This window comes from Bacillus sp. EE-W1 (assembly GCF_009760835.1).
Classification (GTDB): domain Bacteria; phylum Bacillota; class Bacilli; order Bacillales; family Bacillaceae_G; genus Bacillus_A; species Bacillus_A wiedmannii.
The window spans coordinates 1-10448 of the sequence record NZ_WIPE01000094.1; the positions used below are offsets into that span (position 1 = coordinate 1).

The following is a 10448-nucleotide window of genomic DNA, read 5'->3' on the forward strand; positions in this document are numbered from 1 at the left end:
CTCTAATAAGTTAAAGTCTTGGAAGATAAATCCTAATTTTTGTGAACGGAAATCAGAAAGCTCACCTTGCTTCATTTTCGTAATATCCGTACCCGCAATTTCAACAACGCCGCCCGTTGCTTTATCAAGCGTTGAAATTACATTTAATAATGTCGTTTTACCAGAACCAGATGGTCCCATAATTCCAACAAACTCACCCTCTTGAATTGAGAATGAAACACCTTTTAACGCGTGTGATTGGTTCTCACCTTTTTTACCGTACACTTTTTGAACGTTTTTCACGTCTACAACTGGTTTCGTCATATATATCCTCCTACGCTTGTTTTTCCATTACCTATTTTGCGCCTTTTAGAAGAGAACTGCTATTTGTTAACATTACAATTACCTTACACTTTTGTAATATAAAAAAGGCGCGCGTGTAAGGTTCGTTTTTTTTAGATCAACCTCATTGGTAAATGCAATTTTATCAGCGATTCTCAAAGGAATATCGACTTACCGAAAAAAGATGACAATAAAAATAGACTGTTCCACAAAAGGAACAGCCCAATTCTCTCCTTATTTCTTTAAAGGTGTTACCGTCCAATACGTAATAACACGCCAAATCCATTCTAGTGGACCCATTTTAAAGATTTTCATCCAAATTACACTAAACACAATTTGAATAGCATAAATTGCGATACATACATATAACGTCTGCATGTATGTTAAGTTTCCTGCAAAGTTACATACACTACCAGCAATTAAAATCATTGCAGTTTGTCCGATATAATTCGTTAAAGCCATACGACCGTAGTATTTCAATGGTGCTAACAATGTTTGAACTGGTTTTAACTGAAGTAATAAAATTAATGCTCCTACATAGAAAGCTGAAATAATTGGTCCAACTGTAACACCAATTTTTAAGAATTGACCTGCAGCGTCCATTGTTCCATCTTCATTCATAATTATCATATTTACAAATGGATTAGCAGGAACGTGCCCATATTGATACCATAACGCTGCAACACTTAAAACAAACATAATGCCTGTAAAAATAGCGACTTGTTTGATTTTTGCTGAAAGGTTTTCAAACACTTTATACTGCCCTGCAGCAAGACCTAATAAAATTAAACCTAATGGTAATAATTCCTTAGCTGCCATAATACTAAAAGCTATCGTAAGAATAAGACCGAGTACTACATTCACTTCTTTTTTCGCTTTATAAAACGGTAAAACGACTAATCCACAAATTGCGTATAACGCTAGTGCTTCTCCAGGCTGAAACATTTGATGAATTAAACCAAAAATAAATAGTGCAACTACGCGGCGTAGAAATAGAACGTACCCATTCTTCCCTTTCGCAATTGCTCTTGTAATAAAGATGTAGAATCCTACTCCAAATAAGAATGAGAAAATCGAGAAGAAACGACCTTCTACAAATAAGTATAGAAACCTTTGATAACTGGCATCTACTGTATTAGGATCGGGTACCTTAATATTGAGTAGTGCAAGAATATTTACTAAAATAATCCCCAGTAATGCGAAGCCACGAATGTAATCTAACTCATCAATTCGTTTGTTTGTAATGTTGTTCCCCATAAAGCAACTCCTTGTCCAAAATTTAATCCTCCCTTACTCTACTGGAAAAGTAAGCTTACAACTATCGGCAAACCTTACAGAAATCTTACATTATTGTCATATAGCAAAATAAAACCAGGTCATATTGCGACCTGGTTTACTCTGATTGCTTTGATCTTTGAGGTTGTCCTTTTTTACTGTTGCGCTGTTTCACTTGAACAACTGGATCAAGTTCATTTGAAAACTCAGCGTTATGTCCATTTTGCGTTTTTTGCTCTGGATTATTTTGATCGGAACGTTTCGCCATTACATTCACTCCTTATTAGTGCGGTGTAATAATCATTTGATGTTGCAGTTGGCGAATTGCCATGCGTGCTCTATTTAACTGCTCACGTTGCTCATCATTCGCATGTTGCTGCATCGTTTGTAAATCGTTATATGCTTGTTCTAATTGTAACTGTGCATCTGAATACTCCATCGTATTATAATGCTCTTGTCTCATACCTTGGTCTAATTGTTCTTTCGCATATTCCACCGCTTGTTCCGCTTGTGTAATATACGATTCAAGTGATTGACGCTCTGCCATAATTGTCCCTCCTTGCTTCAATTCCCCTTTAGTGTGTCCCTTCCATCTCTACCTTATGAGTATGTTATAATGGATTTTGTTTCATTTTGACTCGGCTTAGGAGGGAAAGTAATGAAGGTTCAAAACCCTTTTCCATATACAAACGACAATAAACGTTATCATACATGGAATTACCATTTACGAAATGAATTTGGTGAAAAAATCTTTAAAGTTTCATTAGATGCTGGCTTCGATTGCCCGAACCGTGACGGTACAGTTGCTTACGGTGGTTGTACATTTTGTAGTGCTGCCGGATCTGGTGACTTCGCTGGTGATCGCCGCGATGATGTTATAACGCAATATCATGAAATGAAAGAAAAAATGCGCTCAAAGTGGAAAGACGGAAAATGTATCGCTTATTTCCAAGCGTACACAAATACACATGCACCACTTGAAGTGTTAAAAGAAAAATTCGAACCGCTTCTAGCAGAAAAAGACGTTGTCGGTCTTTCTATCGCCACTCGTCCAGATTGCTTACCGGACGATGTCGTTGAATATTTAGCGGACTTAAATAAACGCACATACCTTTGGGTTGAACTCGGTTTACAAACTGTTCACGAACGAACTGCAAACCTTATTAATCGCGCTCATGATTACCCATCTTACGTGGAAGGTGTAAATAAATTACGTAAGCATGGCATTAGAGTTTGCTCTCATATTATTAACGGTCTTCCACTTGAAGATTACGACATGATGATGGAAACAGCTCGTGAAGTAGCGAAGCTTGATGTACAAGGAATTAAAATTCATTTACTTCATTTATTAAAAGGAACGCCAATGGTGAAGCAATATGAAAAAGGACAACTAGAATTCCTTTCTCTTGAAGATTACGTAAGTCTCGTTGTTGACCAACTTGAAATGATTCCAGAAGACGTAATTGTGCACCGTATCACAGGTGACGGTCCGCCTGACTTAATGATTGGTCCAATGTGGAGCTTAAATAAATGGGAAGTATTAAATTCCATCGATGCAGAATTTGTACGCCGCGGAAGCTGGCAAGGAAAATATGCAAATGAGGAGAAACAACAATGAAATTAGAACGTGTATTACCGTTTGCTCGCACACTACTGCAAACGGCAGTAAAAGAAGGCGATTACGCTGTAGATGCAACGCTCGGCAATGGACATGACACATGCTTCCTAGCTGAAATCGTTGGAGATAACGGAAAAGTATTTGGATTTGATATTCAAAAAGAAGCAATTGAAAGCTCTACTATCCGTCTAAAAGAAAAAGAGCTTTTTGAACGTACTGTTTTAGTTCACGATAGTCACGATACGCTTCTATCCGTACTACCAGAAGATGCAAAAGGAAAAGTAACAGGCGCTATCTTCAACTTAGGTTACCTTCCTGGTGGTGACAAGCATATCGTTACAAAACCGAACTCAACACTCTCGGCAATTGAACAATTACTAGAAGTAATGGCACCTGAAGGAATCATCGTCCTTGTCATTTACCACGGACACCCAGAAGGACAAGTAGAACGCGACGCTGTTCTCAAATTTGCAGAAGAACTCGACCAAAAACAAGCTCACGTACTACGATACGGCTTCATTAACCAGCAAAATAACCCACCATTTATTGTGGCGATTGAGAAGCGATAAAATATATCAACGATTTTTTCGATATATCGACGATTCGACAAAACATAACAAAAAAAGACGTGCACTCATTGCACGTCTTTTTCTTATTCTCCTATATAATGGATATATACACTATTTGAAGAAAGAAGGATAGAACTTTGCTAGTAGAACTAAGGGGAATTCAAAAGAAGTACGGCAAATCACTTATACTAGACAACATCGATTTATCCATTCCAGAAGGAGAGGCACTCGCTATTATTGGCGGGAACGGGACTGGAAAAAGTACTCTACTCAAAATAATTGCAGGCTTTATTTCACCTACAACAGGGACACTTCAAAGAAAAGAACATATACAAATTGGCTATGTACCTGAACATTTTCCTGAAGGGATTCGTTTTACATTAGAGGATTATTTATATCATCTCGGCCACATCCACGGCTTATCAACAAAATATTTAAAAGATAAAATTCCGATGCTTCTTGAATCTTTTCATTTACATCATGCAAGGCATTCCGTTTTACGAAACTTTTCAAAAGGTATGAAACAAAAAACTGGCATTATGCAAGCATTGCTTACAGACGTCCATTTATTAATTTTAGATGAACCTCTTTCTGGACTTGATCCTAACTCTCAGCAAGAATTAGAACATATTTTACTCTCATTAAAACAACAAGGCATATCTATACTCTTCACATGTCACGAAAAACAACTACTAGAAAACTTCGCCGATAGAATTGTGACGTTAGCAAATCATACAATCACAGAAGATATCTCTGTGCAAAAAGGAGCAGAACAAGTCTATATTGAAGCAATCGTTCATGAAACATTTTCAGCGATAGAACTACGGAAACAATTAGGCTTTATACACGTTGCACACAATTCAAATCAAAACCTTATTCAATTACAAATCGAAAAAGAATATACAAACGAAATGCTTCAGTTTTTATTACATAAAAAAGCATCTATCACACTGCTACAACCTAACTTTTAAATCGAAAGAAGGTTTATTATGTTTGCCCTTATTCGTTACCATTTTCTCGACTATACAAAATCGTATAAGTACGTCCCTCCTATTGCGATGTACTTTGTGAGCTTACTTTTTGTATATACATATAAGCCGACTCCTATTGTACCGACATACTTAGAAACAGCTCTCGCCCTTTATTTATTATCTGCCTGGATTACAATCACAATTTTTCATACGGAAGATCCTGTACAAGAACAAATTACTATTTCTCACACAAATAATATTTCCGCACTATATGTGGGTAAATATATTACCGCTCTTCTCATTTGTACTGTGCTATCTTTTATATCCGTAATCTATCCAATGATTTTGCAAATGTTTAATGAAAAAATGACAGTTTCTTTATTCCTAGTCGGATTTCTCGCTCATATATCTTTCTCTATAATAGGAATTTCAATTGCAACTTTATTTACTAGAAATATGATTCAAAAAACAAGCACCGCTTGGCTTAGCCTGACATTTATATTACTTATAACAATCGCCTCCATCCGGTTTAAAAAAGAGTTACTATGGTTTTTACCACCTGTCGAAAGCTTTCTAATGCTTGGACAATACAAATTTAATATACTTACTCACACGCTATGGCTCACAGCTTGGGCTATCGTATATTCATTTTTATTACTTACTTTATTTCTTTTTGTCGTTCGTAAAAAACGTTTTTAATTACATATTAAAGGAGACAAACCAATGATCGGAATACTAGCAGGAATGGGACCAAAATCAACTGGGCCATTCGTTGATACAGTTGTAGCAGGGTGCCAAACTATATACGGAGCAAAGCATGATATGGACTTTCCTCATATGATGATTTATTCTTGTCCAACACCGTTTTATATGAATCGGCCTATTGATCATGAGGCGATGAAAAAAGCAATTATTGAAGGGGCACAAAAACTTGAAAGTATTGGCGTAGACTTTATCGCTATGCCCTGCAATACAGCGCATCTTTATTTTGAAGAATTACAGCATTCTCTTTCTATCCCGATTTTAAATATAGTCGATGAGACGTTACAAGCAATTCCTGAAAGTACAAAAAGAGTCGCGCTTCTCGCAACAGAAGCGACAATTCAAGCTGGTATTTATCAAGACGGTATTGCAAAACGGAATATAGAATACATTCATCATGGAAAATGTCAAGAAATGATTAATCAAACTATTTCTTGTATTAAAGGCGGAGAAATTGAAAAAGCCCGCGAATTGTGGCATACGCTCGTTTTACAATTGAGAAATGAAGTAGATACCGCAATTATCGCATGTACCGATTTAAATGTTGTGGCGGATGAGGATTTTGTTGATTCCTCTCAATGTCTTGCTGAGGCGGTTGTTAGGATGTATCTATCAAATACAAAGAAATCTTCATAAACATAGAAAACCTCCCCAAAACTTTTAACATTTTTCACAATTCCTTCAAAATATCCACACTTAATCTCGCTATATTAAAATGAGGAATTTATTCATATAGGGAAGGTTAGGGGAACTGAAAGTATGAAAGTAAATCGTTCGCTTCATTACATTTTTTGGCGTTGGCATTTTTATGCTGGGCTTTTTATTACACCGCTTCTTATTACGTTGTCACTGAGCGGAATTGGGTATTTATTTCGGGAAGAAGTTGAAGATTTCATCTATAAAGATTTATATTTTGGGAAGAGCGCCCAAACGGAATCTATTTCGATGTCTGATTCTATTTCCTTAACAGAGAAAAAATATCCACATTATAGTGTGGCGAAAATTAGTGAGTTTAATGGGGATTATAATACGAGGCTTACTATTGCAAATGAATATACAGGGCAACAAAAATATGTGTATTTAGATAGCAATAATCAAATTATTGGAGATCAAAATGCAAGTGAAACGTTTGCCAATATAATGCGGGAATTACATAGTTCTCTTTTAGTTGGTGGCACTGTCGTCAACTATACTGTAGAGCTTGCGGCATGCTGGACAATCTTTTTATTTGTGACTGGATTGTATATGAGTATACGCCAATTCAAAAACACACCGGCATCCACTAAGCGAGAAAAAGCAAAACGACGTCATTCTATTATCGGTATTATATTTACAATTCCACTCGTTTTGTTAGTCGCATCTGGATTGCCATGGTCAGGATTTATGGGTAACCAAATTTATAAAATCGCATCGTCGAATGAATCGATTGGATATCCCAAGTTGTATATGGCACCGCCTGAATCAAAGGTAAAAGAATTGCCGTGGGCAACAAGAAAAGAAGCTCCTCCTGAATCGAATTCAAATGAGCCAAAAACAATTTCTGTCGATGAATTACAAAAAGGAATTGAAATAAAAAAGCCATACGTTATCTCACTACCAACTGATCCGAAAGGTGTATTCACCGTTTCGAAATCGAGCGGTTCTGGTATTACGGGCATGGATGTGGCACCAAATGAAGAAATAACAGCTTACTTTGATCAATATAGCGGAAAACTCATTTCAAAAACGGACTATCGTGATTATGGCTTATTTGCACAATGGTTCACTTACGGTATCCCGCTTCACGAAGGTCATTTATTCGGATGGCCAAATAAAATATTATGCTTACTAACGACATTATCTTTATTACTTCTTATTTATTACGGAGTAAAAATGTGGTTTGCAAGAAAGCCGAAAGGAAAATTAGCAGCACCGCCAAAACAAAGAGATAAAAAAAGCATAATCGTTTTCTTTATCATGATGGTTATACTAGGCGCTGTCATGCCTTTATTCGGACTATCTGTTTTAGTTATTTTCGCAATTGAACTTCTCATATATGTATTTTCAAAAATACGATCATAAATAAAAAAGCATTTGTACTCTCGTGTACAAATGCTTTTTTATTTACTATTCGTTTGTTTTTTTCTACTATTCATTAAGAACACGATATCTACAATAATAATTGTGCCAATTATTACTTGCGGCACATAATCCATCATAGTAGGACCACTTGGCCTATTCATCATCATATACATTCCAGTTACAAATGAAATGGAAAGTAGCATGAGTAACGTTACTTCAATATTTTCATATAGCTTTTGAAACAATCGCTTCATTTCCACCACCAGCATTTACCATATTATAACAAAAAACCACTCTACATGAGTGGTTTTTTTCATCACTGCGCCATTTTCTTTCGGTACATCTTCCCGTTCCAATAGAAGAATCGTGAAGTAAGCCCTCCGTATTTTACAATGCGCCGTGCCATTTTGTTCATATTCTTTTGTGCTGATACTTTTTGATCTGATAAATAAATACCAAGTAACCCTCGGCTTATGAGACGATGAAACTTCGCATGAGGTAAATCACCAATGCTCTTCTCTGCTTCTTCTACAAAATGTTTCATACGATCTAATATCGCTTGCTCGTTTTCATAATAACTACAGAAATTCAAATCCCCGCCTATACGGTCTTCTTCTTGATCGATGAAATAATCAAGTAAAATGTGAAGTCCTTGTACGTATGGGAAGTATCCTTGTCTAATTTTCGCAATATCTTCATCATGTAATTCATCATGAAATGCATATGCTACAAGACAGAAGATTCCAAGTGTAGAACCGGCACATGCTGAAAATTCAAACCAGCTCATTTCAGGTAAATTTTCTTTATGTGCTTCAAACCATTTTTGTAAGCGTGGTTCTCTTTCTTCTAACTTCACGTGTTTATGAATTTGCAAATCACAATAATAACAAGCAAGTTCATGAAGAACAGGAGCAATTTTGTCATAGTGCTTCGTTTTCTTTAAAACATCTTGGCATGTTTCAACAAGTTCATCTAAATAACCACCATCGTCTTGGTCATCACGATAGCGATAATAATTACCGCCACCTTCTACTTCAGGTGATAATGCCATTAACATAGATTCATGCAGTGCGGCAAAATCATTCGGATCAAGTGATGTACTGCGGTCACATAAATTATCTAAATAATCGCTGATTGTTTGATACGCTACGATAAAACGAATGCATTCCTCTCGGTGCTCATTTGCTAACAGTGCTAAAATACCACCGCCTTCGCAATGAAACGTTTTATTCTCAATACTCGCGATTGCCTGACTATGAAGCTCATCATTCGGAATATGGTAGGCACGCTCTTTCCACACCGCTAGCTCATGGTGTACTACCGGAAACACATCACGGTATACTTTCGCCATGAGCGTTATGGGATTACTCGGTACGTTCACTTCTTCCTTCATCTCCTCTATTCGATGTACAAATAATTTACTTATTTGTTTGTTTCTATTATGTTATTGATGCGTATTTCAGTAAATGACTGAATATAATTCAAAATTTCATCACGCTCATACTCATTTAATAACTCGTGATAACAATTCGGCCATTCTTTAAAAGCCTTATCACTTATTTTAACATTATCAAACCAAGTGCGGACACGTATTTTATCTACAAGTTTATCCTCACAAGCTTGCATTAGCAAGAGCGGAACATCTGGAAAATCATCTATTTTTTTATGAGCAATTTCGATAGACTTGATCAATTCACTATACCAACGTACTGATACTTTGCGCAAGAACAATGAATCATTCTCCATCGCGTCCCTAACTTCATGATTACGAGTGGACATTTCCACTGTAAGATTCGTTGCAAATTGCAATTTTGGAGCGATAATATTTAATATTTTTGAGGCAGCTTGAAGTGGTGCTGAAGGTCCAGCTACTAAGCCTAAACATGGCGAACTTAAAATAATGCCGTCTACATCTTCTCTCTTCGTTTCTTGCATCATACGAATGACAATAAGACCACCCATACTATGACCAAATATAAAAATAGGTAACCTATACTTTCTTGCCTCTTTCACCCATAATTTAACTTCCTCTATGTATTCATCAAATGAATCAATATGTCCTCTATTTCTTGAAGTCGTTCCGTGTGACGGAAGGTCCCCCATCACGACGTGATAGCCGATATGATTCCACATTTCCGCAACGGCTTCATAACGTCCGTGATATTCCATTGCGCCGTGCACGATAACAACGACAGCTTTCGCTTCCTCTGTTTCATAATTCCACATACGGACCTCCTCCATTTCACTCTTTCTCATAATTTGATACACTGAAACTAGTCTCTAGGAAAGGAAGACTTTACATGATATATCCTTACAAAGAAAAAAATCCAAAAATTGCGAGTAGCGCTTTTGTCGCTGATTATGTTACGATTACAGGCGACGTTTCCATTGGTGAAGAATCAAGTATTTGGTTTAATACAGTCATACGCGGTGATGTTTCACCAACAATCATTGGAAACCGGGTAAATGTACAAGACCAATGTACACTTCACCAAAGCCCACAGTATCCTCTTATTTTAGAAGACGACGTGACCATTGGGCATCAAGTTATTTTACATAGCTGTCATATTAAAAAAGATGCTTTAATTGGAATGGGATCTATTATATTAGATGGTGCTGAAATTGGTGAAGGAGCCTTTATCGGTGCTGGAAGCCTCGTTTCACAAGGAAAGAAAATCCCGCCAAACACATTAGCATTCGGTCGACCAGCTAAAGTCGTTCGTGAATTAACAGAAGAAGACCGTAAAGACATGGAGCGAATTCGCACACAATATGTTGAAAAAGGCCAGTATTATAAATCATTACAGAAGTAACTTTTCCAGCTGCCACTTTAATGGCAGCTTTTTATATAAAGTGAAACTTTAATCAGTG

Annotated in this window: 14 protein-coding genes; 7 read left to right on the forward strand and 7 right to left on the reverse strand. The window is 36.7% G+C overall.

Translation table 11 applies throughout. The features are described 5' to 3' along the window. The 4 genes from GFJ36_RS24455 to GFJ36_RS24470 form a co-directional block, all read right to left on the reverse strand. Positions 1–303: ABC transporter ATP-binding protein (locus GFJ36_RS24455; protein WP_157349757.1), on the reverse strand; the 303-nt coding region annotated here is incomplete at its 3' end. A gap of 252 nt (positions 304–555) precedes the next feature. Beyond that, positions 556–1578 carry a DUF418 domain-containing protein gene (locus GFJ36_RS24460; RefSeq protein WP_088064618.1) on the reverse strand — a complete coding sequence of 341 codons (1023 nt, stop codon included), beginning with the start codon at positions 1576–1578 and terminating at the stop codon, positions 556–558. Between the two features lie 136 nt (positions 1579–1714). Beyond that, positions 1715–1864 (reverse strand): hypothetical protein, encoded by a 150-nt coding sequence (locus GFJ36_RS24465; RefSeq protein ID WP_001129345.1) that lies wholly within the window; start codon positions 1862–1864, stop codon positions 1715–1717. A 15-nt stretch (positions 1865–1879) separates the two neighbouring features. After that, complete coding sequence (locus GFJ36_RS24470) at positions 1880–2143, reverse strand: YtzC family protein (protein WP_000840869.1); 264 nt, start codon at positions 2141–2143, stop codon at positions 1880–1882. A gap of 111 nt (positions 2144–2254) precedes the next feature. Between GFJ36_RS24470 and mnmL the strand changes: the two genes are divergently transcribed. The 6 genes from mnmL (at position 2255) to GFJ36_RS24500 (ending at position 7577) form a co-directional block, all read left to right on the forward strand. Then, a complete protein-coding gene (mnmL, locus tag GFJ36_RS24475; RefSeq protein ID WP_029440192.1) occupies positions 2255–3214 on the forward strand; it encodes a tRNA modification radical SAM protein MnmL/YtqA in 960 nt (319 codons plus the stop codon). After that, positions 3211–3783, forward strand: a complete 573-nt coding sequence (gene mnmM / locus GFJ36_RS24480; RefSeq protein ID WP_088064619.1) for a tRNA 5-(aminomethyl)-2-thiouridylate-methyltransferase MnmM — start codon at positions 3211–3213, stop codon at positions 3781–3783. Before mnmL ends, mnmM begins: the two co-directional genes overlap by 4 nt. A gap of 137 nt (positions 3784–3920) precedes the next feature. After that, complete coding sequence (locus tag GFJ36_RS24485; protein ID WP_097889173.1) at positions 3921–4754, forward strand: ABC transporter ATP-binding protein; 834 nt, start codon at positions 3921–3923, stop codon at positions 4752–4754. Positions 4755–4772: 18 nt separating this feature from the next. Then, positions 4773–5453: an ABC transporter permease gene (locus GFJ36_RS24490; RefSeq protein WP_097889172.1), complete on the forward strand. Its 681-nt coding sequence runs from the start codon at positions 4773–4775 to the stop codon at positions 5451–5453. Positions 5454–5477: 24 nt separating this feature from the next. Beyond that, the gene (locus GFJ36_RS24495; protein WP_097889171.1) at positions 5478–6152 is read left to right on the forward strand and encodes an aspartate/glutamate racemase family protein; all 675 of its coding nucleotides are present in this window, start codon (positions 5478–5480) and stop codon (positions 6150–6152) included. A gap of 123 nt (positions 6153–6275) precedes the next feature. Beyond that, positions 6276–7577, forward strand: a complete 1302-nt coding sequence (locus GFJ36_RS24500; RefSeq protein WP_097889170.1) for a PepSY-associated TM helix domain-containing protein — start codon at positions 6276–6278, stop codon at positions 7575–7577. 38 nt (positions 7578–7615) lie between these two features. On the opposite strand, the gene GFJ36_RS24505 is transcribed toward GFJ36_RS24500, so the two are convergent. From GFJ36_RS24505 to GFJ36_RS24515, 3 genes are all read right to left on the reverse strand, one after another. Continuing rightward, entirely contained in the window at positions 7616–7831 is a 216-nt protein-coding gene (locus GFJ36_RS24505) for a hypothetical protein (RefSeq protein ID WP_088123562.1), read from the reverse strand. Between the two features lie 62 nt (positions 7832–7893). After that, positions 7894–8958 carry a tetraprenyl-beta-curcumene synthase family protein gene (locus tag GFJ36_RS24510; protein ID WP_141499258.1) on the reverse strand — a complete coding sequence of 355 codons (1065 nt, stop codon included), beginning with the start codon at positions 8956–8958 and terminating at the stop codon, positions 7894–7896. Between the two features lie 41 nt (positions 8959–8999). Continuing rightward, positions 9000–9803 carry an alpha/beta hydrolase gene (locus GFJ36_RS24515; protein WP_000267444.1) on the reverse strand — a complete coding sequence of 268 codons (804 nt, stop codon included), beginning with the start codon at positions 9801–9803 and terminating at the stop codon, positions 9000–9002. Positions 9804–9877: 74 nt separating this feature from the next. On the opposite strand from GFJ36_RS24515, the gene GFJ36_RS24520 reads away from it, so the two are divergent. After that, a complete protein-coding gene (locus GFJ36_RS24520; protein ID WP_000640213.1) occupies positions 9878–10390 on the forward strand; it encodes a gamma carbonic anhydrase in 513 nt (170 codons plus the stop codon). Positions 10391–10448: the final 58 nt, after the last annotated feature.